General features: G+C 50.7%; 27 protein-coding genes and 3 pseudogenes. 7 read left to right on the top strand and 23 right to left on the bottom strand.

The features are described 5' to 3' along the window. A partial coding sequence (locus LH51_RS11625) for a helix-turn-helix domain-containing protein (RefSeq protein ID WP_144244261.1) occupies nt 1–328 on the bottom strand: 328 nt, incomplete at its 3' end. 60 nt (nt 329–388) lie between these two features. On the opposite strand from LH51_RS11625, the gene LH51_RS20870 reads away from it, so the two are divergent. The 3 genes from LH51_RS20870 to LH51_RS11640 all read left to right on the top strand — a co-directional run bounded on the left by LH51_RS20870 (nt 389) and on the right by LH51_RS11640 (nt 1,475). Further along, complete coding sequence (locus LH51_RS20870) at nt 389–619, top strand: hypothetical protein (protein WP_036522331.1); 231 nt, start codon at nt 389–391, stop codon at nt 617–619. Between the two features lie 117 nt (nt 620–736). Beyond that, nucleotides 737–1,216, top strand: a complete 480-nt coding sequence (locus LH51_RS11635) for a hypothetical protein (protein WP_036522332.1) — start codon at nt 737–739, stop codon at nt 1,214–1,216. A 31-nt stretch (nt 1,217–1,247) separates the two neighbouring features. Next, nucleotides 1,248–1,475, top strand: a complete 228-nt coding sequence (locus tag LH51_RS11640) for a VF530 family DNA-binding protein (RefSeq protein WP_036519438.1) — start codon at nt 1,248–1,250, stop codon at nt 1,473–1,475. A 41-nt stretch (nt 1,476–1,516) separates the two neighbouring features. Here the strand turns inward: LH51_RS11640 and LH51_RS11645 are convergent, their stop codons facing one another. Together LH51_RS11645 and LH51_RS11650 are read right to left on the bottom strand one after the other, a co-directional pair. After that, nucleotides 1,517–1,846, bottom strand: a complete 330-nt coding sequence (locus LH51_RS11645) for a helix-turn-helix transcriptional regulator (protein WP_036519441.1) — start codon at nt 1,844–1,846, stop codon at nt 1,517–1,519. After that, nucleotides 1,833–2,171: a type II toxin-antitoxin system RelE/ParE family toxin gene (locus tag LH51_RS11650; protein WP_036519443.1), complete on the bottom strand. Its 339-nt coding sequence runs from the start codon at nt 2,169–2,171 to the stop codon at nt 1,833–1,835. Before LH51_RS11650 ends, LH51_RS11645 begins: the two co-directional genes overlap by 14 nt. A gap of 84 nt (nt 2,172–2,255) precedes the next feature. Between LH51_RS11650 and LH51_RS11655 the strand changes: the two genes are divergently transcribed. Further along, nucleotides 2,256–2,756 carry a GNAT family N-acetyltransferase gene (locus tag LH51_RS11655; protein ID WP_036519446.1) on the top strand — a complete coding sequence of 167 codons (501 nt, stop codon included), beginning with the start codon at nt 2,256–2,258 and terminating at the stop codon, nt 2,754–2,756. Between the two features lie 197 nt (nt 2,757–2,953). Here the strand turns inward: LH51_RS11655 and LH51_RS11665 are convergent, their stop codons facing one another. Further along, a complete protein-coding gene (locus LH51_RS11665; protein WP_081960633.1) occupies nt 2,954–3,931 on the bottom strand; it encodes a nucleoside recognition domain-containing protein in 978 nt (325 codons plus the stop codon). A 147-nt stretch (nt 3,932–4,078) separates the two neighbouring features. On the opposite strand from LH51_RS11665, the pseudogene LH51_RS24310 reads away from it, so the two are divergent. Continuing rightward, nucleotides 4,079–4,164: pseudogene (locus tag LH51_RS24310) on the top strand (AsnC family transcriptional regulator); the annotation flags it as partial. 60 nt (nt 4,165–4,224) lie between these two features. Beyond that, nucleotides 4,225–4,542, top strand: a complete 318-nt coding sequence (locus LH51_RS11670) for an Lrp/AsnC family transcriptional regulator (protein ID WP_327124883.1) — start codon at nt 4,225–4,227, stop codon at nt 4,540–4,542. Nucleotides 4,543–4,699: 157 nt separating this feature from the next. Here LH51_RS11670 and LH51_RS22705 read toward each other — a convergent pair whose 3' ends face one another. The 15 genes and pseudogenes from LH51_RS22705 to LH51_RS11725 form a co-directional block, all read right to left on the bottom strand. Then, nucleotides 4,700–5,485, bottom strand: coding sequence for a hypothetical protein (locus LH51_RS22705; protein ID WP_235263691.1), 786 nt, complete (start codon nt 5,483–5,485; stop codon nt 4,700–4,702). Between the two features lie 31 nt (nt 5,486–5,516). Further along, complete coding sequence (locus LH51_RS22710; RefSeq protein ID WP_442934834.1) at nt 5,517–6,233, bottom strand: hypothetical protein; 717 nt, start codon at nt 6,231–6,233, stop codon at nt 5,517–5,519. Next, on the bottom strand, nt 6,152–6,628 hold the full coding sequence (locus LH51_RS24795) for a hypothetical protein (protein ID WP_442934835.1): 477 nt from the start codon (nt 6,626–6,628) through the stop codon (nt 6,152–6,154). Before LH51_RS24795 ends, LH51_RS22710 begins: the two co-directional genes overlap by 82 nt. Nucleotides 6,629–6,833: 205 nt before the next feature. Continuing rightward, nucleotides 6,834–7,025, bottom strand: coding sequence for a hypothetical protein (locus tag LH51_RS22715; protein WP_235263693.1), 192 nt, complete (start codon nt 7,023–7,025; stop codon nt 6,834–6,836). A 257-nt stretch (nt 7,026–7,282) separates the two neighbouring features. Further along, complete coding sequence (locus tag LH51_RS11680) at nt 7,283–7,615, bottom strand: hypothetical protein (RefSeq protein ID WP_036522333.1); 333 nt, start codon at nt 7,613–7,615, stop codon at nt 7,283–7,285. 117 nt (nt 7,616–7,732) lie between these two features. Beyond that, on the bottom strand, nt 7,733–7,924 hold the full coding sequence (locus tag LH51_RS21470) for a hypothetical protein (protein ID WP_200881976.1): 192 nt from the start codon (nt 7,922–7,924) through the stop codon (nt 7,733–7,735). A 94-nt stretch (nt 7,925–8,018) separates the two neighbouring features. Continuing rightward, complete coding sequence (locus LH51_RS21475; RefSeq protein WP_200881977.1) at nt 8,019–8,186, bottom strand: hypothetical protein; 168 nt, start codon at nt 8,184–8,186, stop codon at nt 8,019–8,021. Further along, complete coding sequence (locus tag LH51_RS11690; protein ID WP_200881978.1) at nt 8,183–9,436, bottom strand: PepSY-associated TM helix domain-containing protein; 1,254 nt, start codon at nt 9,434–9,436, stop codon at nt 8,183–8,185. Before LH51_RS11690 ends, LH51_RS21475 begins: the two co-directional genes overlap by 4 nt. Before the next feature lie 202 nt (nt 9,437–9,638). Beyond that, nucleotides 9,639–12,133: pseudogene (locus tag LH51_RS11700) on the bottom strand (TonB-dependent siderophore receptor). 93 nt (nt 12,134–12,226) lie between these two features. After that, nucleotides 12,227–12,442, bottom strand: coding sequence for a hypothetical protein (locus LH51_RS21480; RefSeq protein ID WP_052063720.1), 216 nt, complete (start codon nt 12,440–12,442; stop codon nt 12,227–12,229). Between the two features lie 254 nt (nt 12,443–12,696). Continuing rightward, a pseudogene (locus LH51_RS11705) lies at nt 12,697–13,257 on the bottom strand (DUF4880 domain-containing protein); the annotation flags it as partial. Next, complete coding sequence (locus tag LH51_RS11710; RefSeq protein ID WP_052063722.1) at nt 13,215–13,745, bottom strand: sigma-70 family RNA polymerase sigma factor; 531 nt, start codon at nt 13,743–13,745, stop codon at nt 13,215–13,217. The gene LH51_RS11710 and the pseudogene LH51_RS11705, both read right to left, overlap by 43 nt. A 166-nt stretch (nt 13,746–13,911) precedes the next feature. Continuing rightward, nucleotides 13,912–16,392 (bottom strand): TonB-dependent siderophore receptor, encoded by a 2,481-nt coding sequence (locus LH51_RS11715; protein ID WP_052063723.1) that lies wholly within the window; start codon nt 16,390–16,392, stop codon nt 13,912–13,914. 100 nt (nt 16,393–16,492) lie between these two features. Continuing rightward, nucleotides 16,493–17,443: a FecR domain-containing protein gene (locus tag LH51_RS11720; protein ID WP_036522338.1), complete on the bottom strand. Its 951-nt coding sequence runs from the start codon at nt 17,441–17,443 to the stop codon at nt 16,493–16,495. A gap of 4 nt (nt 17,444–17,447) precedes the next feature. Further along, complete coding sequence (locus LH51_RS11725) at nt 17,448–17,960, bottom strand: sigma-70 family RNA polymerase sigma factor (RefSeq protein ID WP_036522340.1); 513 nt, start codon at nt 17,958–17,960, stop codon at nt 17,448–17,450. Nucleotides 17,961–18,172: 212 nt separating this feature from the next. On the opposite strand from LH51_RS11725, the gene LH51_RS11730 reads away from it, so the two are divergent. After that, complete coding sequence (locus LH51_RS11730) at nt 18,173–18,460, top strand: PIN domain-containing protein (RefSeq protein WP_036522342.1); 288 nt, start codon at nt 18,173–18,175, stop codon at nt 18,458–18,460. Between the two features lie 111 nt (nt 18,461–18,571). On the opposite strand, the gene LH51_RS11735 is transcribed toward LH51_RS11730, so the two are convergent. The 4 genes from LH51_RS11735 to LH51_RS11750 all read right to left on the bottom strand — a co-directional run bounded on the left by LH51_RS11735 (nt 18,572) and on the right by LH51_RS11750 (nt 25,271). Beyond that, a complete protein-coding gene (locus LH51_RS11735) occupies nt 18,572–20,986 on the bottom strand; it encodes a TonB-dependent siderophore receptor (RefSeq protein WP_036522343.1) in 2,415 nt (804 codons plus the stop codon). Between the two features lie 87 nt (nt 20,987–21,073). Next, nucleotides 21,074–22,057 carry a FecR domain-containing protein gene (locus tag LH51_RS11740; protein ID WP_052063724.1) on the bottom strand — a complete coding sequence of 328 codons (984 nt, stop codon included), beginning with the start codon at nt 22,055–22,057 and terminating at the stop codon, nt 21,074–21,076. A gap of 3 nt (nt 22,058–22,060) precedes the next feature. Further along, the gene (locus LH51_RS11745) at nt 22,061–22,591 is read right to left on the bottom strand and encodes a sigma-70 family RNA polymerase sigma factor (protein ID WP_036522344.1); all 531 of its coding nucleotides are present in this window, start codon (nt 22,589–22,591) and stop codon (nt 22,061–22,063) included. Nucleotides 22,592–22,826: 235 nt separating this feature from the next. Then, nucleotides 22,827–25,271: a TonB-dependent siderophore receptor gene (locus LH51_RS11750; protein ID WP_235263694.1), complete on the bottom strand. Its 2,445-nt coding sequence runs from the start codon at nt 25,269–25,271 to the stop codon at nt 22,827–22,829. Nucleotides 25,272–25,466: the final 195 nt, after the last annotated feature.

The following is a 25,466-nucleotide window of genomic DNA, read 5'->3' on the forward strand; positions in this document are numbered from 1 at the left end:
ATTGCCGATATTCCTGCCATAACAAGAACAGGGTCAGGTTTTTATTGTGTCGAATTTCGTAGTTAATGTGACTCCAGTCAGGAATACCCCGAAGTTGGGCAGGCAAATTGGGTGGCGGTGGAAACAGCTTACGCTCTAACTGGCTGTCGTCCAGATCGTCAGGTAGTGGCCAGCTCAGGCCAGCGTCGGCAGTACGGCGAAGGTACTCACTCACAGTAGGACGGCTGATACCACAGGTCGCCGCAATTTGCCGATTACTCAGCCCGTTAATCCATTTAAGTCGAAGAACTTCTTTGATTTTACGCATGGATAACCTCTTTGCTGGCATCTGACCCATCTCCGAATGAAAAGGGACAGAATACCGTTAAGTTATCCCGCGTCGTGCAGCTTGGATGAAGTGATTCAGACAGCCTGCCAGGGTGGCAGCTTTGCTGTGGAATCAGTGGCAGCTTTCGCGTGGAATGGATGGCAGGCTTCGTCTGGAATCAGTGGCAACCTTGGTCTGGAATACGCACAAATACCTAAAACCCTGGATAATGCTGTTGATAGTGCAGCGGCTTTATACATGGACATCATTAATTTATTCCTGCGTATTTTACGTATCCTGGGGCGCAAGTAGCCCCCCAGGGTGGTAGCGATATGACTCAGAGGCTAGATGGCGATGGCCAGTATGTCTCTATGCTGGGGTGAATAATGTATATCAAGGCCAAGGAATTTACTCTCAGGATTCGCCCAGATGATCTTTCAAAAAACCACGTTTGAGCGTCTGTTTCCAGCAGCATTGTATGACACAGGAACCACCAGCTTTGGGTTTGAGTCTGGTGGGAAACGTTATTTCGATGTCACTGTTCCCGGAAAGCCGAAGATTGAGCAAGGTATGACGGTCATTGCGCTTCTTGAAAAGCCAAATGCATGGAGCTTTCATGGTGTTTTAGGCTGGATAGATTGTCAGGATGGTTCTATTGCTTGCGATAGCCCAGGAAAATCCCTCTTAATAGCACTAGTCTGTGCATTTTTTGCCATAATGTTCCCCATTCGAGCCTATGCTGCTTTCAGTAACTCTGAGTATGTAAACTTGATTGCCTTTGTTGTCGCCTCTATTTTTGGCATGTTTGCTCTGCGCTATCTCTATTTTTATGCCAAGGCGCTGATAATTAGACGTGCGCTTGTTACCATTCGAGACTTCATCGAATTGAAACAGCAATCAAACGGCTAAGGCTAAGATTAAGTACCTACAGGAACTCCCAATGAACCAAGAACAACCCAACAATCCTTTACATGGTTTGAGTCTGGAAAAAATACTCACACGCCTGGTCGAGCATTACGGTTGGGATGCTTTATATGCGCAGATCAATATCAACTGTTTTCACAATGATCCATCCATTAAGTCGTCGTTGAAGTTTTTGCGTAGAACGCAGTGGGCCAGAGACAAGGTTGAGGCGTTGTATATCAATACCTTCGCACCGACTAACTGAGCAGGCGGCAGTCAATCAAGACTTGTTCAGGCACTTGCCGGTTATGCAGCATGGGGCGAGCCCGAAGATATTGCTTTGGCGACATCTTTGGGAGAGGCTCCCAAGGCCAGGAGTGATTTCATGATCAGGTCTATGGAAACGCTCGGATCTCCGGCCTCCATTTTGGCGATGCGCGACTGACTGGAATGAACCATTTTCGCAAGCTCTATCTGGCTCAGATTATTGTGCTGTCTACGCTGTCGAAGCGTGTGACTCAACGCCAGCTTCATTTCAATGTATGCAGACTCTTCAGGGGTCAAATCCAGAAACTCATCAACACTACCGACTTTCCAACCGGCGGCTTCCAGTTTCTTTCGATTACTTTTTTGCATCGTCATACATCCTGAATCTGGACTTACAAACATCAATTACGTTTTTTGGTGTAGCTTCAGTTTTTTTTATAAACACATCAGCTATAACAATGGCATCTGGTTCAATTCGATACACTATGCGCCAAATTTTATCGCTATCAGTAATGCGCAGCTCATGACAGTGAGAACCGATTGATGGCATGGGTCTTGAGTGCGGCATGGAAAGTTTTTCTCCACATTGCAGTCGCCGCAATAAGAAACCTGCCTCCAATCTGGCAGTTGCCGAAAATGGTGGTGTTTTAACAATTCCATGTAACCAAACTAATGGCTTGTCCTTTGGGCTCATGTACTACAATATATGTCGCATATGACATAAATACAAGCGGATATTATTTGATCAACATAGAAATATATGCGCTAAGAGGACCCAGTGCACATATTTGAAACGAAGCGATTAATCGTAAGACAACTCGGTCACCAGGACCTTCCCACCCTCACTGAGATTTTGAGTGATCCCGAGGTGATGCGCTATTCAGTGCGTGGGGTTTGTGATGAGAAAGCCATTGGCGAGTTTATTGATTGGTGTATGGACTGCTACTCATCCCACGGAATAGGCCCCTGGGCGTTGCTGGAGAAAAGCTCGGGTGATCTGGTTGGCTTCTGTGGTGTCAGCCCTGAACAGGTCGATGGCGTTGAGGAGGTCAATCTGGGCTATCGATTAGGACGTAGATTTTGGAATCAGGGGCTGGCGACAGAAGCGGTTCGGGCTGTTATTGATTATGTTTTTAGCCAGAAATACTGTGACTCGGTGATTGCCATCATCGAGCCTGAGCATCTGGCGTCCATCAGAGTATCCGAAAAAGTTGGATTTAAAGATTACTCCATGCATGAGTTCCATGGTCGGCGGGTGCGTGTGTATCGGATGCCATGAATATAGAGAACATTTATTACCGGGTTGAAAGGCCCCACTCTGGGATAAAATTCTTACTTATTCCGGCAATCATGCTGATGATTGCCGTGGTATATGTGACGGGTGGCATCCAGGCTGATAAAAGATGGTGTCTGGCTGTTGCCATCCAGTTGCGGCACATCAGCCTGTCGACATAAATAGTAAGTCTCTCGTAGACTCTAATCACTTATCTTCTTATAAAAATACTTACGACAAGTGCTTTCATCCAAGCGTTTAAGAACAAAGACTAAAACTCCAATCACAGTCACGGAAAATACAATTCGTCCCCAAAAAATAGTCATAAAGTCCGCACCAATCAACAGAATCAGTAGCGTGTCTTCAATCAAGCTATGAAGTAGGTTGAGCAACATCATGGCGACAAAAATATCCCGTGGGGAAATGTGTCCTCGTTTTGCTTCATTGATAAGCAAACCACCACCAAAAGAAACGCCTAGCGTGATACCCACAATCGTCAAGTTTGTTGCTTCTCGGCTAATACCAAGTACAGACAAAATCGGCCTGAGCAATATTGCCATCAATTTTTCGATACCAAGCAATTTTAACAAGCGTAAAAATGTCATTAATGCAGCAATCACCACAAAAATCATTGCAAGGCTTTTAAGCTGATCGATTGTCCAAACCACATAACTTGAATCACTGACTGGCGCATGTCGCCAAATCACTTCAGCAGGCGTATTTAGTAGATCTCCGCCTTGGTATATTTGATGCAAAATCCACCCCATCAACAAACCACCACCAATGCGAATTATCAGTGTCATAGCAATCCCAACGCCTGCTTTTTTAGCAACGGCTACTTCGATAGGAAGTGAATGAGCAAGCAACATCAAAGTGCCAAGAATCGAGACTTGAGCAACGGTTAAATCCGTGTCAATACTCATAAATATTACGAGTCCAGCGTACATATTGGTGACCAGCGTGGTTGCCCACACCAAGCCCATTTCGCTAGGCAAGCCGACCAGCGACATGACAGGACTCAGCCATTGGCTCAGTAGCTCGATGCCACCAAACTCTTCAACAACCTTGATCACGATGATCATCGGAATCATGATCTTATAAAGCGTCCATGTGACATCAATGATCTCTTTCCAGAGTCCATTCAATAAAAGCCCAACCCAATGATAGTTTCGTTTATTCACTTCTCTTTCTCCAAACAGTCTATGGAGAAAGTGTATTGAGATGACAAGAAATATGCCGATCAATTTAATGATTGATAACATCGAATATTTTTAATATAAAAACCATTGAGAAATTTTTAACCACAAAAGCATGATTGTGAGAAATTTATGGAATTAGACAAGATAGACCGAAAAATCCTAGCCATCTTGCAGCGTAATAATCGTATCGCAAACGTTGAGCTGGCCGAAGAAGTGGACTATCGCCTCCAGCTTGCCATAAAAGAGTAAAACGACTGAGAGATGAAAACGTTATTGTGGGTGATGTTTCTCTTGTGAACCCAGAATTAACCGGCAACAAACTGACATTACTGGTTTCGGTCGAAATGGAGCGAGATCGAAAGGATTTGTATGACGCCTTTAAACGCGTCATTAGCCAGGCAGCAGAAGTAAGACACTGTTACCAAATAACGGGCAACTACGATTTTATGATGGTCGTTACTGTACCGGATATTCAGGCTTACGAAAGCTTTGTCGATAGAGTACTTCACACGGAAGCCAACATCCGAAAATTCCAAACCTCAGTATCACTTCGAACCGTTAAGTCCTCAACAGAGATTCCTTTAAGTCAATGAAATTGGCAATGCATAGCCTTTCGCACCCAGGCCGAATATCCGGCAACGCTGAGTTCTGGATGACCATCCAAGCCAATTATAATCTGTTCCAGCTTCGCCAAAACCGGGCTGCGGCTTAGCCCGGACTTTTCATGCAACCGCGCAAGAGTAAAACGCCTTAACGTTTGATCTTATAAGCCACCACATAATCCCCTATCGTGGTGCCGACGGAGCCATGGCCACCGGCCACCTGCACCACCATCTGCTCACCCTGGCTATTCAGATAGGTCATCGGCGTGGCTTGCCCGCCAGCCGGAAGTCGCGCCTGCCATAGTTGCTCACCGGTAGACAGGTCGTAAGCCCGCAGGTAGTCGTCTACCGTCGCGGCCAGAAAGGCCAGGCCACCTTCGGTAATGATGGGACCGCCGATACCGGGAACGCCCATTTTAATTGGTAAGGGTAGCGGGGTCATATCACGGATGGTGCCGTTCTTATGTTTGTAGGCGATCTCCCCGGTTTTCAGATCCACCCCAGCGACATAGCCCCAGGGCGGTTGCTGACAGGGTACGCCCATGGGTGACAGGAAGGGCCGCATATCTACCGCATAGGGGGCACCTTCATTTGAATTCAGGCCCTGCTCACCTTGGTTGGCTGCGTCCATGTCCGATCCATTTTTCTCGACCAACTGTTGAATGAAGCCCAGATAGAGAGGCATCCCGAACATCACCTGACGTTTCGGGTCCACGGCGATACCACCCCAGTTGAATACGCCAAAGTTACCCGGATAGACCAGCGTTCCCTGCTCCGATGGCGGTGTGTACTGGCCTTCATAACGCAGGGACTTGAACTGAATCCGACACCACATCTGATCCAGCGGTGTTGCGCCCCACATCTGTTGCTCTGTCATGGGTGGCGGACGAAAAGTCAGTGCTGAGATAGGTTGTGTCGGTGCCGCATGATCCAACTCAACGGTACCCTGAGGGCAGGCAGTTCATCTATCGCAAAGATCGCTCGCCGGTCTGACGATTCAGTACATACACATCACCCTGCTTGGTTGGTATTACGAGTGCAGGTTGCAGGCCCTTATCGGTTTCCAGATCAATCAGTGATGGCTGGGCCGGTGTATCCATATCCCACAGGTCATGGTGCACAAACTGTTGTACCCAGGCCACCTGGCCGGTATCCAGGCTCAGCGCTACCACGGAGCTGGCATATTTTTCATCATGCTCAGTACGATACCAGCCAAGCTGATCGGGTGTCCGGTTCCCCATCGGAAAGTAAATCAGCCCCAGATATTCATCAGCGCTGGCTATGGCCCAGCTGTTGGGTGAGCTGGGCGTATAAACTTCATCCGGTCCGATTGGAGCGGTTTCCTCAGGGTTGCCGGAATCCCAGTTCCACACCAGCTCAGCGGTTTTAGCGTCATAGGCACGAATCACACCAGACGGTGAGTTTTTGTCGTAGTTATCGTTCACTGAACCGGCCACTATGACCAGACCATTGGCCACCACGGGTGGTGAGGTGGAGTAATAGAAACCGGCTTGCTTGAATGGCATATTGTGGATCAGATCGAGTTCACCGTTTTCACCAAAACCAGCACAGCGTGCGCCGGTGGCGGGATCAAGAGCAATCAGACGGGCGTCAGAGGTCGGCATATAGAGCATGGCATCACACTGCACTGAGGCCTGGGTTTCGGCCGCCACACCCAGCATCGCGGCGGAGGGAACCTCGCCTGATGCCGGTGGCAGATAAGACACTCCGCGACAGGTCTGGTGCTGACGCTGGCTTTCCGGTGCCACCTTGGCATCATAGACCAGCGCTTGGTGCCTAGGTCGGCATCCAAGGCCACCAACCAGTTGTGCGGTGTACACAGATACAGCGTATCGCCGATTTTAAGTGGTGTTGCCTGATAAGTGGTTTCACCAATATCCTCAGGGCCTTTCATATCCCCGGTCCGATACTGCCAGACCTCCTCCAACTGCCCAACATTCTGGGGAGTGATCTGAGCCAGTGGCGAATACCGCTGCCCCATGTTGGTTCGCCCATAGGCATACCAACTGGCTTCAGGCGCGTCCCCCAGATTCGGTGATTCACTGTCCACCTGCATATCGAGGCTGCCAGAAAATTCATGCGGCTTGGCCAGATGCTGCCCACTAGTATCCCCCCCAATACTAGCCACACAAGAAACAACACTTTGCGCCCGCCCCTGTCCGCTACGCTGGAAAACAATAGCGGGATAGCCAGCAGCATAAACAAGCCCATACGCGGTGCTAACGCCCACCAGTCATAGCCGGACTCCCACAAAGACCAGATCAGGTGATCACCAGAAACAATGCAAATAACGGACGGGCCAAGGCATGGCGCTTAAAACCCAGCCATGCATTGAGCAGCAACACAACGCCTGCGAGAAGATAATAGAGGCTCCCGCCAAGACTGAGCAGGTAGACACCACCCGCCGTCAGAGCCAGACCTATCAGTGCCACCAGAATCGAAAATAAAAGCATAAGCCTCGCTCATATATTGAATTGCATATAATTGATGCTAGAGGTCAGTCACCAGGCTATATCGCGCCTACAAACTAACCGTTTATGCACTATAAAGCATGAGTCAGCCTGGCTTTGTGCGATGGCGCACAGTTGGGGATAATTGAGCCTGAGCATCAGGCGTCCATCAGGGTATCCGAGAAGGTTGGCTTTAAGAATTACTCCATGCATGTGTTTCATGGTCGGCGGGTGCGTGTGTATCGGATGGCACTAGTTGCTTAAGACTCCATCCCCTCGATTTCTGGCCAGTCTATTTCAACAATATGCCCTGGGCCTGCATCCAGTAAGATGTAAAAATCACCATCAGGACGCGGAAAGCGGATGCGGGACTGTTCATCCAGTGCGCTTGATAGAATCAGGTCTTCATCATAGTTAATTACATCCAGCTGTATACCTTCAGCACCTGAGCCATCGGAAAAACCGCCTTGGCAAACAATGAAATCCCCCTCAAGCTTGCACTGACAGTGCGGAGAGTGCGCCCAGACAGGCAAGGCCACCAGGCTGCTGAACATCAGTAGTGCTATGTAAAAGAAGCGTATGTTAGTTCTCATAATTCGTCCTCAGGTTTGTGCACACAGGTTAGCGATTGCGGCTCTCAATGAAGGTTATGGTGCTGGGTGAGGCGTCGGCCAAAGGCATGGACATCTGGTGCACTGATCCATCCCAACCTACCAGGTCAGCCAGATATCAGCATCGGCCGTGGCGGTATCGGTAATCGGCACAGAGATAAACTGGCGATAAGGAGTCCCGAAGGAGATAGCACCAGCGGTGCGCAGATTACGCGGCTTACCGATGCGCATATAAACGGCTTTCACCTGCGGGATACAGGCCTGGCAGAGTGAGAGTGAAAAGGTTTTCATATAACTGGCCACCCCATCTTTCCAGGGGGGGAATGTATCCCACTCGGCCAGTTGAATCTGCCAGGGGCCGACTGAGTGCTGACCAAGATCCCGCTCACCCCAGGCCTTTGTCCCCCCGTGTCATGGCCAGGGTATCAAAATAAAACGGCATCGCCACCATGGGCAAAACCAGCAACAGGGCACTGAGATGAAAACGCCAGCGAAACCAGAAACTGTATTTATTTCGGGATGCCGTCTTCTGGGCGGTGGAGGATTGGCTCATAGCTTTTCTCCTTTTTGCAAGGCATAAGCCGGCATTTGTGCATCCGTCCCTTTGCTGGGTTGCTTGTTGGCCTTTCTTGCCCGAAGGACCGCAGCGGTGTCCCTGAAGGTGCGTTTGGTCCAGATCATCATGCCGCTGAACACCATCATGGTCAGCAGTATACCGAAGAAGAAATACACCAGTTTTAAGCTCAGACCAACGAAATCACCGGTATGCAGTGGGCGCATGGAGCCGGTGATAATTTCCAGCCAGGATAGATCCGAAATCCGGCGTGTCTGCTCAATATTGCCATTGTAAGGATTGATGCTGACCTCCTCGAACAACAAGGGATAACCTACACTGCGCCCGCCGATACGATAGTGCGCATACGCATTCCATGGCATAGAGACAAAAGATGCCTGAAAATCAGGAAAAGCTGTTTCAACAACCGCTGTTGCTTCATCCAGGCTGATAAAAGGCGGTGTCTGGCTGTTGGTATCCAGTTGCGGCACATCAGCCCTGTCGACATAGATGGGTGGGCCCGCCGTGGAGAAGGAGATGTGATTATCCTGCAGTATGCCTTGCAGCAGAAACCAGATACTGGTGATGGAGATAATGGCGATAAAAGGAATCGACCAGATACCCGCCAGGCGATGAAAGTCTCCCCAGAAGACTCGCGCACTGACGTTGAAACGTAGCCGTGGGCGCAAGAAACCTCGCCAAAAGCGTTTATAGACAACCAGCCCCGTAACTAAGGAAACCAGCATGGGGATGGCAGTGATACTGACAAGGTACCACCCCCAGCTGTAGCCATTAGTCCAGGGCAACAGTAACCAGCCATGCAGCCCCCTTACGAACTGGCGAAAATCAAAACGAGCGCTCTCCCCTTGAATAATGCCAGTGTAGGGATTGATATATAGTGTTCGCGTGGTGAAATCTGGATAACTGATGCGAGCCGTTAGTGCAAACTGCGATTTTACCGGTCGGGAAATAGATTCAACAATCGCCTCAGGATGGCCCTCATTCACTACGGCGACAATTTCGTCAAAACTCAGCAGAGGACCCGCCTGAGCCGGAGGATTGGCACGTGAGGCCGGATCAGCCAGCCAGACAATCTCCTGACTAACGGTGGCAATGGTGCCAGTCAGGCAGATAAAGAATACAAATGCCCAGATCGGCATGGCCATCCAGCTATGCACTAAAAACCAGATTTTGGCGCGACTGGTTCGCGGCTTTCCGGTCATGGACTTAGTTGAAGTGTACGTAGACATCAGGTAGATCTTCCGTTGTTTAACAGGATAGGTAGCGCTATCAACTCACAGCAGACAGCAAAGCGCTGTCAGCAGATTTTTTCTTTGCTTACTCTAAAGACGAATGAGAAATGCAAAAGGTGCAAAACTTTTTTAAAGTCATGAAAGTTGAAGTCCCGGAACAGGCAGAGCCTGGTCCGGGAAGGCTGAAAACCTTGTGAACTTAGAACCGGTATTTCAGGTTGACCGAAAATTCACGAGGGTCACCGAAGGGGGTGTAGTTACGGCTATACATTGACGCCCGATAGGTTTCATCAAACAGGTTGTTCACCACCAGAGTCAGGTCAGCGTTGGAGTTAATTTGATATTTTGCTGTTAATCCAACCAGAGTTAGCGCATCACGGCTGATTTTCCAGTCCGCCTCTTCTTTGTAAATCTTGCTGTAGTGCTGCAGATTGCCGCCAACAGACCAATCGGTATTGGGCAGTTGGTAGTTGGTGGCCAGCTGCACCGTGTGTTGCGGTAGTTCAGTTGCATAACGTTCACCTTTGCTAGCGCCGCTAGCATATTCGCTGTTTACATAGGTATAGCCTGCGGCAAGGTTCCAACCCGGTTGTATTTCGCCATTCGCGCTTAACTGCACCCCTTGGCTGGTGACCTTGTCGGAGGCAGTGTAACAACGGCCACCGCAGGCATTGGACGGATCGTTGGGGACGGATTCATCCAGCCGAGCCAGGTTGGTTTGCTCCAGCCGAAACACGGCCACAGAGGTATTCAGCTGGCCACCCAAAAACTCACTTTTAATCCCTGTCTCATAATTGCTACCCACCACCGGCTTCAGCGTATTACCGTCCAGGCTTTTGTTGCTTTGCGGATTAAAAATGTCCGAGTAGCTGATATAGGCCGAATGGACATCATTGATATCGTAGATCAGCCGGCATAGGGCGACACAACACCGCTCTCTTTGACTGTGGTGGTACCTGTGTCTACATCTTTATCTTCATATGAGCTGATACGAGTTCCAGCAATCAGCTTGAGCGAATCGGTCAGGCTAAAGCGACCCACCCCATACACCCCCCGTTGGGTGATTTCATATCCACCAGTATAAGGGTTGGCTCCAACAGCTGTAGGTAGTGCTGTGGGGTCGAATGTATACACATTAATGGGCTGTAACGCGGCCATATAGCCACTTCCAGCATAGTTCCGGGTCATGGTGGAGCCGTTGGCGCCGAATACCAGTTCGTGACTACGCCCCAGCAGACTCACTGGCCCGGAAATATAAGCATCTAAAGCATCATACGGAATGTCGCCACTTACTCTGGACTGCTGCCTGATATCCATACCATCTCCGGTACTCGGGTCCAGATCGCCTCTGATAAAACTGTAATTATTGATGGCATAATTGGTTTTACTGCCGGAGTATTGCAGTTTCATCATCCAGTCTGCGGGCAGTTGCTGCTCCAAACCCAGTGTATATAGGCTGTAGTCTCTGGTGGTCAGGTTATTTGCGTTGCCGAAGAAAGCGGATCGACTGAGCCCCGCCTGACTACCATCCGCGGCAAAAGGTACGCCAAAGTGGTTTCTGCTTTTATCTTCTTGATACTGCAGGCTGGCATAGACCAGGGTGTTGGGGGTAATATCCGCTTCAACAATCCCGTATACCGCCTGCCGGTCTCTGAACACATGATCTACAAAGGAGTCCTGCTCGTCCATTAACAGCACCAAGCGCCCCCGTACATGCCCCGACTCTATCAGCGGACCGGAAATATCACCAACCAAGCGGCGCTGCTTCCATGAACCCAACTGCGCTTCCGCCTGTGCCTGAAACTCATGCGTGGGACGTTTACGCACCAGATTAACAGTACCACCCGGATCGCCCGCTCCACTCATCAGTCCCGAAGCACCCTGCAACACCTCAACGCGATCAAGGAAGGCATTGTCGATCTGAGGGTTTTGGTTCCAACTGCTTATACCGACAGGATTAGGCATACCATCATACTGGTGCTGCAGCTCAAAACCTCGACTGTAGTAGTTATTGCCGTTTTGGCCTCGATCATGAACAAAAACCCCACTGGTGGCTCTGAGCGCATCATCAACCGATGTCATGGCAGAATCATCCATCTGCTGGCGGGTGACAACAGTGACGGTTTGCGGTGTTTCTCGTGGCGAGAGGTTAAGCTTGGTGGCAGTATTGGTTTGACTGGCCTTATATGAACCCGACCACTCAGTGATCCCTGCAGCACTACCGCTGCGCTCACCCTCAGCGGATACCATCACCGCTGGTAACGTCATTACGCCACCACTTTCGCTGGCAGACATCAATGAAACCGTATTCGCGCCAGTAAATCTATAAATGATGCCAGTGCCCTGAAGCAACCGCCGCAACCCTTTTTCAGAGGTAAAGTTTCCCTGAAGGCCGGCACTGTTTTTGCCTCTGGTCAATTCCCCTGCACCGCTCAGGTACAGCCCAGTCTGTTCTGCAAAGCGATTTAATGTGTCCGATAAAGACCCCGCCGGTATACTGAACGCTACAGAGGCCTGGGTTTCTGTTGCGCTTTGGGCACTAGCCGGCATCGACCAGAGTGCAGGCAGAGCCATGGCGGCTGAATAAGCCAGGCCACCACAGGCGATGCGAATGGCCAGGGCCAGAGTTTGGGCTGTTGGTGCACGGTTGTGAGCGACGTTAGGTCCGCGTTTGGATACAGCGGTGGATTGCATTAACTAGACTCCCATGGGTTAAAGTTTCTGATTCTTCTCTTAACACGGACGAATCAGAATAAAGGGGAAGCCTTTTGATAAAAAAATTGACCTTTACTGTTCAGGCTCCAGCGTTACCCACCAGGGTAAGAGTCGATTGACACGCACGGGCAGTGCATCTTCCAGCATAGCAAGACAATGGTCGGGATTGTTGATGGGGTAGGCCCCCATCACCCGTACGTTGGCTATGGCCGGATTGATACCAAGATAACCACGACGATAGCGGGCGAGTTCCGACACCAGCTCTTTGAGAGGAATATCCTCTGCCACGATCAACCCCTTGGTCCAGGCTTCCCTGGCGCGTTCGGCTGTTTGTGGTGGCTGGATGGTTTGCTGATCAAATGCAGTCTGCTGACCCGCGCTGAAAATTTTGCGATCACCGGCCGTTGTAGTGATTTCCACGGCCCCGTCGTAGACGGCGAGCAAAGTGTCGGCTTCCCGTTGTTGCACGCTAAAGCGAGTGCCAATTGCCCGCAATGTGCCCTGCCGGGTAGTAACAATAAAGGACGATGTCCTGGGTCCTCGGCAGTCTGTATCAAGATTTCGCCCTTGTACAGACGGATGCTGCGCGTATCTTCCCGGTAGTCGATATTTACCGCACTAGCCGTATTGAGCCACAGCTGACCGCCATCGGCCAAGGATAGTTGGCGGGTCTCGCTGATGGCCGTATGATGGTCGGCCATCCAGCTACTGGCGATGCGTTGGCTTACCACCGGTAATGGGGTATAGCGCCAGCTCAACCAAACAGCCATACAGGCCAGGCCACTGCCAAGCAGTTTGCGTCGGCTTATCCGCTCCTTGCGAGTGGTTTTGAGAATCCTGCCAGTGCCATCCTGACCTGCATACTGCTGCGCTTGCTGAAAACGCTGACCGACCCGGGCAACATACTGCCAGGCGCGTTCGTGCTCAGCATTCTGATTAAGCCAAACCCGCCATGCTGTTTTTTCCCTCTCGGTGGCATCTTCGTCCGTTACCCTGGCGAACCATTCGGCGGCCTGTTGCAGAACATGATGCTCAGGAAGGCGGGGGCGATGTTCTTTCATCAATATACAGCCTCGTAAAACCGGGCCTCTATCAATACACATTCCAGCATAGCCCTGGCCATCCAGGTTTTAATGGTTCGCTCCGAGACCTGCATTTGTGTGGCGATCTGCTTGTAGGTGAGCCCCTCGACCTGGGAGAGGATAAAGGCATTGGCGACTTTTTCTGGTAGGCTCTGCAACATGGCGTCCAGTTCGCAGAAGCTTTCTACGATGATGGCATGATCCTCTGGAGAGAGGTCCACCTCCTCCGGGCGAGTCGCCAGCACCTCCAGCCAGGCCTGCTCCACGGCCCTGCGGCGCCACATATCTATGCACAAACGACCCGCCACGGTACGCAAATAGCTACGGGCGCTATCAAGGTTATCCAGTGAACGGGGTTTGAGCAGCAAGCGTACAAACGTGTCTTGGGCAAGATCCGCCGCCAGATCCTGACAGCCTACCCGGCGGCACAGCCATTTATGCAGCCAACTTTTATGGTCGCTGTATAACAATCCCACCTGATCACGCAGCACCGGCTCTACTCCAGACATCACCTCCCCCAAATCAAAATGATAATAGTTATCATTATATTCAGCGAAGTTTTGGAATACAAGCCCTGATTATTTCACGCACACCAGTTAAAGCGATACCCAACAATCCTTTGGTATTTCATTAGATTTACTGTTGGGTTTCGCTGTATTCAACCCTACCTACGCGCTACCAATCGTAGGTCATCCCCAGGGTAAAGTTGCGCTCGTCGCCGTAGAAACAGTTGAAGGTGCACGCAGCCAAGTATTTTTTATCAAACAGATTGTTGACGTGAAGGTTGAGCTGCAACTGTTCAATCCGATAACGCAGGGCCAGGTCGTAGACTGTGTAAGAGGGTACTTTGACAGAATTGTCGAGGTTAAAGGTGTGTCCTAAGTGGCGCACGCCTCCCCCAATACTCAGTCCTTGGGCAAGGCCAATGGGTACCTGATAGTCCAGCCAGAGTGAGACTGTATCCTGTGGCACGGCTGCGGTGGTGTTACCTAAGTCATCACGGTTACTTTTGGTCACCTCATTATCGGTGTAGGCATAGGCGGCGATCAGATCCAAATTATTACTCAGATGAGCACGACCTTCCACCTCGACACCCCGAGAGCGTACCTCGCCGGTCTGCACGGAAAAGCCGGGGTTGTTGAGGTCCGACGTTAGCACATTGCGTCGGGTGAGTTCATAGGCTGCAAGGGTGAACGAGGCATTGTATCCGACAGGCTCGTACTTGATCCCTACTTCGTACTGCTGGCCGGTGGTAGGCTCAAAGCTGCTTCCTGAGGCATCCATACCGGTGGACGGTTCGAAGGATTCACTATAGCTGGCATACGGCGCTAACCCCTTGTCGAACAGGTAGACCAGACCGGTGCGCCAGGTTAGCTCACTGGCTTCGCCTGTCTGGCTGGTATAGCTGCCATCTGCATTGGTTCGGCGGTTCTTTAGGTCGACATCATCCCAGCGACCACCCAGCAGAAATACCCAGCGATCATCGAGCTTGGTTTGATTCTGGGCGTAGATGCCCAGATGACTATAATCCACTCTGCTGGTACGTGAGACTGCGTCGCTCATGGTTGGCTGGTTACCATATTGCGGATTAAAAACGTCCAATGGTTGATTGGTGCCAACCCACACCCGCTGCTGAAACTCGGAACTGCGATAGTCCACACCAACCAGGCTGGTGTGCTGAAAGCGGCCATGGTTCCAGCGTGCCTGCAAATGATTATCGATGGTCACACCGGTTTCCTCGTCGAGCCGACGTTGAGCACCGCGGTTAACGATTCGCCTGGTAGCATCATCCGTGCGATTGCTGATCCAGTGGTATGACCAGTCTGTCTCAGTGTCGTACCAAAGCAGGTTGTGCTTGATGGTCCAGATGTCGTTGAACCTATGTTCGAGCCGGTATCCAAGGGTGTTCCGCGAGACCTCCATAGCGTCGAAATCTGGTTCACCCACGAGCAAATCCCGAGCGATTTGACCATTGGGGTTGGGTAGCACAGTACCATCAAAAGGTTTGCCGTAGTCGTAGGCTGTCTCACTTTCATGGAGCGTTGCCAGCAGCGTCAGTGTGGTATGGTCAGTAGCATTCCAGTCCACAACCGTCGACAGCGTCCGCCTGTCGTCGGGAATCTTCGTAATCATAGTATCGCTGTCCTGCACCAGGCCAGTGATGCGGTAGCTCACGCTACCATCTTCAGTGACCGGTCCGCCGACATCCACGGTTGCACGTTGACGGTTCCAGCTTCCCATCTGCAGACCAACCTGGCGCAGTGGTTCGCTGGTGGGACGTTTGCTAACCAGATTAATGATACCGCCCGGACTCGCCTGACCATAGAGAATGGAGGCTGGCCCCTTGAGTAGCTCAACACGTTCGTAGAGGAAGGGCTCCTGCACCCCGGTAATAGAGTTAATCGGATATTTCCGACCATCCAGATAGAGGCTCCCGCCACCGGAGCTCCAGCCCCCGGAATTGAAACCGCGCATCAGCAGCGATGTTCCGGCAGTTCCGCTATTGCCTCCCCCACCGCTCTGAGAAACGACACCCGCTGTGTAGCGGAACGCCTGGTCCAGCGTATCCGCTCCCTGCGCTTCCATCTGCTCCCGGCTTACCACGGAAACGGACTGTGGTGTCTCAATTAGCGGTGTGTCGGTCTTGGTAGCAGTTGCACTGCGCCGAGCCACGTACCCATCTACCGGCCCCCAGGCTGATTCATCAATAGCCATACCGCTAACCTCAACAGCCGACAACTCGACCACCTCACTCCCATCAACCACTCGCATCGCCTGCAAACTATAGCCCCCATTCGCCAGGCGGTTGGCTTGTAAACCACTACCCGCAAGCATTCTGTTGAGCGCTTCATCGGCGTGATACTGACCGCTTAAACCAGTAGCACTTTTGCCTTGTACCACATCGGGCGTGAATGAGACATTGATGCCCGATTGAGCTGAAAATGCCGCTAATGCTGATTCCAGGGAACCTGCAGGAAGGGTAAATGTATGGATTTGTTGTTGTGCATCGGCCTGAGCCGGTGTGACGGCCAATAAGTTGATGGGCGCAGCAATGGCAACACCCAGCAAGGCCAGCATGATGCCGCGTTGCAAGGGTTTTATAACAAAGGGGGTGTGCTGTTTGCATGAAGTAGCTGAAGATCTGACCGCTTGCATGAGTATTCCTTGTTAGTTAATAAAAAGAAAGTGCTTACTTAACAAGTCGGATGAAAATGAAAATCAACAACACTCCTGACTAAATTTTTTTACCATTTGTTCAAATGGCTTCAATTCGGGCCCAATAGCGGGTGAAATAGCGGATTCTTACCGGCAAGGTGCTGGTCAGATTTTGCAGGATCAGTTGGGTGTCTTTTAGATGGAAGGAACCGGAAATCCGCAAGCTGGCTGCGGTGTGATCACAACTGAGTTTGCCTGGGTGGTAGCGTGATAATTCCTCAATAAACTGATCCAGGCGCCAGTCACTGACCACCAGTAATCCTTGTATCCAGGCCTGAGGTTGTCCTGCAATTGTATGCGCTGGTTGCACAGCATGATCAGTAAATTGCAGTTGTTGCCCGGCATTCAGTCGTACCGGTTGCTCTGAGCCTTTGGCTGGCCGAATTTCTACCGCATCTTGCAACACCTTGACCTGGGTTAGATGACTGTCACTTAGCACCAGAAATTGTGTACCTAACGCCCGGATATTGCCCTGCCGGGTTTGTACGCTAAACGGTCGTTGCTGCGGATCGGTCTCGGTGGTGACCAGGATTTCACCTTGATGCAGAATGACCTGACGCTGTGCAGCATCGAAAGCAATATCCACTGCACTATCGGTATTCAGCTGTAACTGGCTGCCATCGGCCAGCGTTACTTGCAGTGACTTACCTTTGCCGGTGCGATACTCCGCCATCAGCGGATAAGCGCTTTCACGATACTGCCAGGCTAATCCGCCGCTTGCACCGGCGACCAGCATCACAGACAACATTTTAATCATCTGACGACGGGAGGCACGGGCGTTCGTTAAGGTGCTGCTGCTTATTGAATCGTTTGCCTGTGCACAAGCCTGTTGAAGCTTTTCTACACGCTTCCAGGCAAGACGATGACTGGGATCTGCTGCTAGCCAGTGTTGATGCGCCTGATGCAGAGGATCATCAGCGGAGACTTCACGCAGATCGATATACCAGGTGGCAGCGGCTTCTATGACATCAGCAGAAGGTTTATTCAGCATAGGATCAGTCTTCAATAAGCATCAGGCATTGACTCATGGCTCGGATAAAATACTTACGTACGGTATTCACCGAAATGTGCAGGCGGCGACTGATTTCGACATAGCTCAGCCCATCCAGTTGAGCCAGCAAAAAAATCTCTCTGCTTCGCTCTCCAAGATTGTCGAGTAAGCTGTCAATTTCTATCAGAGTTTCAATGATGCTATGTTTTGCTTCAGGCGAGATTTCGCTCGCCTCGGGCTGCAGCATTAACATCTCCAGATAGGCTTGTTCAATGCTACGACGGCGATACAGATCGACCAGTGTATTGCGCGCAAGACGTGTGAGGTAGGCTCTTGGTGCGCGTAATTGTGTGGTTTGCCGCTGCAGCATAAGCTTGATAAAAATATCATGGCTCAGATCGTTGGCCTGCTCGGAACAACCCAAGCGGTTGCGCAGCCAACCTTGCAGCCAGCCATGATGATCGCTGTAAAGCGAGCCTATCTGATCACGCAGTGCCGACCCGTCTCCTGAATGCATTAAAAATCCCCAATCAACACGAACGATAATGCTTATCATTATATTGAGTGGGGTGCGGGGTTACAATACGGGAATATCCGATAGCTATAAGTACAGAACTCGATATAAGTTTTGTCACTGACATTAGTCAGATTTAATGGATGGCGGTACTTGAATACCACCCGTCATGCACATGTACTTCCACATATACTTGATCGAAGAGGCCAACTTTAATGAGACAAGTGACCATCTATCTGGAAGACGAGCTTGAGGCCAAGATGGTCGCCACCGCCAAGGCCCGCAAACGCCGAGAGCGCTCAACCGCAGTCCAAGCACTACCCTTTGACAGCGCCGAAGCCGAAGCCCGCATCCAGATCAGCCTGGAAAAACAGGGCACCCCCATAGGTCCATATGACTTGTTGATCGCTGGTACCGCACTGGCACAGAACGCCACCCTGGTCACTCGCAATACCCGCAAATTCAACCGGATCAAAAAGCTACAGGTGGAAAATTGGTATTAGCCAAACCTATTGGGGCAGCAGGGTTCTGGACCGCTACCCCAATCCTGCTGGGTTAGATAACCCCCTATACAAAAATCCCGGAGCAGGCCGTTCCCCTTAAAAACAGTTTAACTACCAGTCGTACGTTACGCCCAATGTGAAGTTGCGCTCGTTGCCGTAGTAGCAGTTGTGGGAACAGGCGGCCACATATTCCTTGTCAAACAGATTATTGACGTGGAGATTGAGTCGTAGTTTGGCATCTATTTGGTAGCGTATGGCGGCGTCGTAAACGGTGTACGAAGGAACTTTGATAGCGTTGCTGGGATTGTAAGTGTACCCAACGTGGCGCACACCACCAGCAATGCTTAAACCCTGAGCTCGACCGCTTGGTACTTGATAGTCCAGCCATAGTGAAGCGGCATCCCGTGGCACCCCTCCAGCAGTATTGCCAAGGTCATCACGATTACTCTTGGTTACCTCGCTATCGGTGTAGGCATAAGTCGCTATCAGATCGAGGTTGTTGGCAAGGTGTGCACGACCTTCTATCTCGACACCACGGGAGCGCATTTCGCCGGTTTGCACCGAAAAGCCGGGATTGTTGAGATCTGTCGTTAGTACGTTCTGCTGAGTGAGTTCGTAGACCGCTAAGGTGAGTGAGGCATCATAGCCTACAGGCTCAAACTTGATCCCTACCTCGTATTGCTGGCCGGTGGTTGGAACAAAACTGCTGCCATTGGCATCAACGCCACCGGCTGGCTCGAAAGATTCGCTATAGCTGGCATACGGCGCCATGCCGTTATCAAACTGGTAGACTAAGCCTGCCCGCCAGGTAAACTCGCTGGTATTGACCGTCTGCCGAACACGGCTGCCATTGGATGCGATTCGGCTGTTGGTCTGATCCACATCATCCCAGCGGCCACCCAGCAGAAAAACCCAGCGATCATTTAACTTGGCCTGGTTCTGGGCGTAGATACCCAGATGGCCATAATTGTTTTTGGTCCGATCAGCATCTTCACTCAGATTCGGTTGGCTGCCGTATTCTGGATTATAAACGTCCAGCGGTTGGCTGGTGCCATACCATACCTTTCGCCGAAACTCGGTACTACGATAGTCAAGTCCAACCAGGCTGGTGTGCTGAAAACGGCCATGACTCCAGCGCGCCTGCAAATTGTTGTCGATGGTTAGGCCGGTTTCTTCATCGATCCGGTGTACAACGCCTCGGTCTACCTGCCGCTGTGTTATGTCGCTTGGCATCCTGCTGAACCACAGATAGGCATAGTCTGCTTCATTGTCATACATGAGCAGGTTGTGCTGTGCCGACCAAGTGTCGTTGAACTGATGTTCAAGCCGGTAACCCAGGGTATAGCGGCTTGTCTTGAATCGATCAAAGTCGGGCTCACCCATAAACAGATCTCGAGCGACCTTACCGTTGGGGTTGGGTAGCACGGTACCTTCTGCAGGTTTGCCAATGTCATAGGCGGTTTCATTATCATGGAACGATGCCAGTAATGTGAGCTTGGTATGATCGGTAGCCTGCCAGTCCAAGACCGTAGACAGTGCCTGCCGGTCGTCGGGAATCTCGTCGATCATGGTATCACTGCCCTGCACTAGCCCGGTGATGCGGTAGCCCACGCGGCCATCCTCAGTGACTGGTCCGCCGAAGTCCAAGGTGGCGCGTTGACGGTTCCAACTTCCTACCTGCAGTCCTATCTGTCGCGACGGTTCGCTGGTAGGTCGCTTGCTTACCAGGTTGATGATGCCACCAGGACTCGCCTGGCCATAGAGAATAGACGCCGGACCCTTCAAGAATTCAATGCGCTCATAGAGGAAGGGCTCCTCCATCCCGCTGATGGAGCTAATTGGAAACTTCCGGCCATCCAGATAGAGGCTGCCGCCCCCGGAGCTGAAACCGCCAGAGTGGAACCCTCGCATGATCAGTGATGTTCCGGCACGGCTAGTACCACCACCGCCCTGAGAAACGACACCCGCAGAGTAACGTATCGCTTCATCCAGCGTATCCACTCCCTGGGCTTCCATTTGTTCCCGGCTTATCACAGAGACAGACTGTGGTGTCTCGATTAACGGTGTGTCAGTCTTGGTGCCAGTAGCGCTACGTCGGGCCACAAAGCCACCAACTTGCCCTGTGGCTTCTTCATCGAGATATATTCCCGATATACTCACCTCCGGTAGTACCATGGCATAGCTGGCCACCACCCGATAACTGCCATCCGCTTCCCTAACCAATGACAGACCACTACCACCAAGCAGCTCCTGCAATCCACTTTCAGCACTGTGCTCACCAGAGAGTCCCTGGGTTTGTTTCCCTTGGGTCAGATTGGCATCAAAGTAAATGACCACACCGTATTCGGCTGCAAAGCGGCTAAGGACATAGCCCAAATCGCCAGCAGGCACCTCCACATGCCGTACAGTTTGCTGAGCATGGGCGGTCAGTGGCATCAGTGTGCTGGACAGCGATAGTGCTGTATAAAGCATGGCACCGGCAATAGCATGAGCGAGGCGTGATTTTTTAAACGTCGGATTGTGCATATTTTCCCTCTGGCGAGCAACAAAGAAAAGTGAGCCTTTAACCAGAAGGTCGAATGGAAAGCTAAAAGGTACCGTTATTGGCAAGAATTATTTTTTTTCGTCGACTATCACCCAGTAACGAGTACGGGCATTAATCGAAACAGGGAAGGATTTATTCAGGGCATGCAACGCCTGGTCGGTGTCATCCACCCTGAAGGCACCTGTAATACGATAATGAGCCACGCTGGGGGTACAGCGTAAAACTCCCGTGCGGTAGCGGCCCAGCTCAGCCATAAACACATCCAGACGCATGTTTTGCACCACCAGCATCTGACGAGTCCAGGCGTCGTCGGTGGGCGCCAGTTCTGTGGGCGGAGAAGCGCTGTCGGCTGTAAAGGTTAGCCGCTGGCCAGCAAGACACAGGCTTTGAGACCCTGCGCGAGTGGTAACTTCCACACTATGCTCGAATACCGCCACCTGTATTTTCTCTTCCAACACTCGCACCGAGAAACGGGTACCTAGAGCACGCACCCTACCCTGCGGTGTTTGCACAATAAAAGGTCGTGGGTTCTCAATATTTTTGCTGGCGGTGGTCACCATAATTTCGCCTTCGCGCAATAACACCAGGCGCTCGTTCGCGTTAAAATGGATATCCACTGCCGAAGCGGTATTCAATGTCAGGGTGGTGCCGTCGTCCAGGGTCAGATGCTTGATCTCGCCGGTGGCGGTGTGGTGATCGGCCAGCCAATGATCTACAGGGGCGTAGCGGTAGGCAGCCATACCCAGGCTGCCCGTGCCAACCATCAGCACCAGCCCCTTCAACACGCTGCGACGGCTCACGCTGAAATGCTGTTCGGCACGCTCCAGAGTTTTAAGTGCCAGGTGACCCGGCACCTGACCAAGCCGCGCCTGCAACTGGTCTACCCGCTGCCAAGCCCATAGATGTATAGGGTCGCTATTTAACCACTGCTGCAAGGCGTGCTCGTCCACTGGTCCGGCGTCTTCTGAACACAACCGAGCATACCATTGTGCCGCGACTTGCAGGGCCTCGCGCCGGGACTGGGTCAGTTCCTGATGGCTGGCGGTCGTCACTGGCTAAAGCTCCGTTTCCAGCGCATAGAGCAAACAAGACTCAGTGGCCTTGGCCATGTATTTTTTGACCGAACTGAGTGATACATCCAGCTCCAGGGCAATATCTGCGTAGCGCATGCCCTGCAACTGCGACAGCAAAAACGCCCGCCGGACTTTGGCTCCCAGCCCACTGAGCATAGAATCCAGTTCGTGCAGTGTTTCCAACAAAATGGCCTGCTCTTCTGGCGAGATGGCAACAGGCTCTGGCTGCTGAGCTAGCGTTTCCTGATAAGCTTTTTCCAGTGCATGGCGGCGGAAATGATCGATCAGGATCCGGTTGGCGATGGTCGCCAGAAAACTGCGTGGTTCACGGATAGCCTCAACTTGGCGTTTGGCATCATCACGTCCCAGAATGCGAACAAAGGTATCCTGAGCAAAATCCGCCGCCTGCTGGGAGCAACCCAAACGACTGCGCAGCCAGCCAAGCAGCCAGCGATGATGTTCGGAATACAGGGTATGTACCTGTTCACGCAATGGGTAATTCCCAGACGACATGGTTACCTTCTGGCCTCAATATATACAAATGATAATGATTGTCATTATATTGAATACCCAGAAGGATACAAGCCCTTACTATTGATTCCTGACCCTATTGGTCTGGAAAAAAGCCCAAGCCTTGAAGTATTTCTGAAAGGTTGAAACTTTCGGGCACCCTGTTGTCGTTACAGACAAAAGGGGCAGCTCACGGTCATGAAACCGTGAGCCATCAGCCCAGACTATTTATTCTTAATTAAAAATCATATTTTAATGTCAGATTGAAATTACGCGGTGCTCCATAGGCTAGCTGACCGAACCAAGCACCGCTGTTAGTGTAATATTTCTCATCAAATAGGTTATTAATATTCAGTTGAGCACTTAATGTCGGCGTCATTTGATAGTTAGCCATCAGGCGCACAAGTGCATAACTGCCTTGTTTTATTTTTTCGCTCTGTCCCAGAGGATTGTTTACCCTTGTGTAGTTGGAGCTTTGCCAATTGACCCCGCTACCGAGAGTCAAATCATTGAGCTTATAGGTAGTAAACAAGGTCGCGGTACGGCGAGGTTGAGCGGTATTTATTTCTGAGCCATCGGCATCTTCGGCCTGAAACTGCGACCAGCCAAACATAAGATTCCAATTATCAGTGATAGCTCCTGAAATCTCAGCCTCAAACCCTTTACTGGTGGTGCCTTTTGCGGCGTATGAAGCCTGGTTAGTGGTACCAGGAATAACATACCCCACATCAGCCTGCGCCAGATTATCCTGTTCAATACGAAATACTGAGAGCATAGCGTTTAGACGCCCTTCAAAATACTCTGCTTTAACACCAGCCTCATAGTTTTTTCCTTCCAGTGGATCAAGATAGTTACCATTTCTATCCTGCGCGTCCTGGGGGTTAAAAATATCTGTATAGCTGACATAAGCTGAATAGACATCATTAATGTTGTAGATTAAGCCAGCATAGGGCGTAACTATCTGATGGTGATTAAACTCATAGAAGTCACCATTTGATTTCATACCTTCAGTGTCCCAGTTAGTAATCCGACTACCCAAGATCAACGTCAGTGGGTCGGCCAACGATAAGCGCAAAACCCCATATCCACCAAGTTGTTCAGTTTGTTTTCTTACATGGGTTGTTTGGGGACTCCACTCAGGCTCCGGATAAGAGCCATCCCATTCATAGAAATTTCCGACGGAGGCCACGTTTAGTGCGTTACGAAGTTTGGAAATCAAGTCCTGTTTGTTGTACATCAAGCCTACCGTTACCTCATGATCTCGGCCAAAAAGAGCAAATGGCAGGTTGCCATAAATATCGATATTGTCCTGCTCACGTTCGAAGTCGTACCAAGCTGGATACGCTCCCATTCCCAGGCCAGTTTGTCTATCAGGAGCACCATATAAATAGACTAATGGTAAATCAGCTTTATTAATATTTTTGCTATAAGTTGCGTAAATTGATGCGCCGGAATCAAAGTAATGCTCTAAATTGACGAAGTAATTCGTGACTTCTGAGTCCCACCTTGTCCAGTCTGCACCGACCGTTTTAGAACGAGACCAATCTGTTCTTTCTCCATTACTAAACCAAACAGGTAAACCGCCCCAGGTCGAACTCGTCGGTTTATTTTTCTGTTGACTAATGCCAATATTAAATAAAGTGTTATCTGTTAAATCAGCAGCTAAAGTGCCATATACCACGGATTTTTTATTTTCCTGAAAATCAACAAAAGAACCCTCTTCCAGATAGCTGCCAACAACTCGTGCACGTACAGTTCCAGCTTTATTTAATGGCGTTGAAACATCTACAGCACCCTGATAACGATCCCAACTGCCGGATCTGATAGTGGCATGTCCAGTAAATTCCTCACTATCCGCTTTCTTACGCACAAGATTAATCGCAGCTGAAGGATCACCTGCGCCAGAAGTCAAACCGCTAGCACCACGAACTACTTCAATGCGGTCATAAAGTATGGTGTCCATTTGTGATTCACCAGCGGAGTAACCACTTTCCCAAGTCGTTGATACACCATCAATTTGATAATTCTTAATCCTAAATCCACGTGCTGAAAAAACATGCCTTTGGCTATCTTGCTGGCTTGAAGTGAGACCAGTCGTTGTATTGACCACATCCGTCAGTGATTCCAGCTGCATATCATCAATCAGCTGGCGGCTGACAACGGATACTGACTGAGGCGTTTCTCGAATGGATAAACCTAATCGTGTCGCGGTATTCATTGAGTATGTGGTGTAGGAACCGGTTTCTTCGGTCGAGGCACTCATCATAGCTCTACCTGATACAGTCACCGCAGGCAATGTTGTGGCACTGTTGCCCTGCAAAACATAATCCCCATTCGCTTTGCGTACCGCCATTTGCCCTGTACCAGCCAACAGCACGGCAAAGCCTTGCTCCACGCTATAGTTGCCCTGTAGCCCTGAAGAGGACCGGTTACTAAACTCTGCTGCATCAAAGGAGATGGCAATACCTGCAGCTCCGGCAAACTGGCTAAGCACCTGACTTAAGGAGCCAGCAGGAATAGCAAAGTGTTTAACTGGTTGGGTTGCAGTATGCGTCTGGCTGCTTTGAGTCTGATCAGCAAAAGATGGGGTCGAGGTAACTGCTCCAATCATTGTCAGCATGACTGAAATGCTGATGGCGCAGGCCAGGGGTTTACGATTCAGGGGAGGTGTTGCCTTGGGCATGGTTACTCCTTGATTTTGCTAAGTGGTAGATAACCAAGAGCCGAACCAGTCACCCAAAAAGTGCAAGCTGGCGTAAAAAATATTCAGGCAGGTATCAAACGCACCCAATATCCGGTCATCCGACGTTCACGTACCGGAAAAGTGTGCGTGATGGCGGTCAGTGCACGGTCGGTATCATTCAACGGAAAGGCGCCG

The sequence above is a fragment of the Nitrincola sp. A-D6 genome, assembly GCF_000764495.1.
In the GTDB taxonomy this organism is placed as follows: Bacteria; Pseudomonadota; Gammaproteobacteria; order Pseudomonadales; family Balneatricaceae; genus Nitrincola.

Coding starts and splice junctions, on each gene's coding strand:
- LH51_RS11635 (WP_036522332.1), top strand. CDS start 737: ATGATCTTTCAAAAAACCACGTTTGAGCGTCTGTTTCCAGCAGCATTG.
- LH51_RS11640 (WP_036519438.1), top strand. CDS start 1,248: ATGAACCAAGAACAACCCAACAATCCTTTACATGGTTTGAGTCTGGAA.
- LH51_RS11645 (WP_036519441.1), bottom strand. CDS start 1,846: ATGCAAAAAAGTAATCGAAAGAAACTGGAAGCCGCCGGTTGGAAAGTC.
- LH51_RS11650 (WP_036519443.1), bottom strand. CDS start 2,171: ATGAGCCCAAAGGACAAGCCATTAGTTTGGTTACATGGAATTGTTAAA.
- LH51_RS22710 (WP_442934834.1), bottom strand. CDS start 6,233: ATGCTGGGTGTGGCGGCCGAAACCCAGGCCTCAGTGCAGTGTGATGCC.
- LH51_RS24795 (WP_442934835.1), bottom strand. CDS start 6,628: ATGCAGGTGGACAGTGAATCACCGAATCTGGGGGACGCGCCTGAAGCC.
- LH51_RS22715 (WP_235263693.1), bottom strand. CDS start 7,025: ATGCTTTTATTTTCGATTCTGGTGGCACTGATAGGTCTGGCTCTGACG.
- LH51_RS11680 (WP_036522333.1), bottom strand. CDS start 7,615: ATGAGAACTAACATACGCTTCTTTTACATAGCACTACTGATGTTCAGC.
- LH51_RS21470 (WP_200881976.1), bottom strand. CDS start 7,924: ATGAAAACCTTTTCACTCTCACTCTGCCAGGCCTGTATCCCGCAGGTG.
- LH51_RS21475 (WP_200881977.1), bottom strand. CDS start 8,186: ATGAGCCAATCCTCCACCGCCCAGAAGACGGCATCCCGAAATAAATAC.
- LH51_RS11690 (WP_200881978.1), bottom strand. CDS start 9,436: ATGTCTACGTACACTTCAACTAAGTCCATGACCGGAAAGCCGCGAACC.
- LH51_RS11710 (WP_052063722.1), bottom strand. CDS start 13,745: ATGTCTGGAGTAGAGCCGGTGCTGCGTGATCAGGTGGGATTGTTATAC.
- LH51_RS11715 (WP_052063723.1), bottom strand. CDS start 16,392: ATGCAAGCGGTCAGATCTTCAGCTACTTCATGCAAACAGCACACCCCC.
- LH51_RS11720 (WP_036522338.1), bottom strand. CDS start 17,443: ATGCTGAATAAACCTTCTGCTGATGTCATAGAAGCCGCTGCCACCTGG.
- LH51_RS11725 (WP_036522340.1), bottom strand. CDS start 17,960: ATGCATTCAGGAGACGGGTCGGCACTGCGTGATCAGATAGGCTCGCTT.
- LH51_RS11730 (WP_036522342.1), top strand. CDS start 18,173: ATGAGACAAGTGACCATCTATCTGGAAGACGAGCTTGAGGCCAAGATG.
- LH51_RS11735 (WP_036522343.1), bottom strand. CDS start 20,986: ATGCACAATCCGACGTTTAAAAAATCACGCCTCGCTCATGCTATTGCC.
- LH51_RS11745 (WP_036522344.1), bottom strand. CDS start 22,591: ATGTCGTCTGGGAATTACCCATTGCGTGAACAGGTACATACCCTGTAT.
- LH51_RS11750 (WP_235263694.1), bottom strand. CDS start 25,271: ATGCCCAAGGCAACACCTCCCCTGAATCGTAAACCCCTGGCCTGCGCC.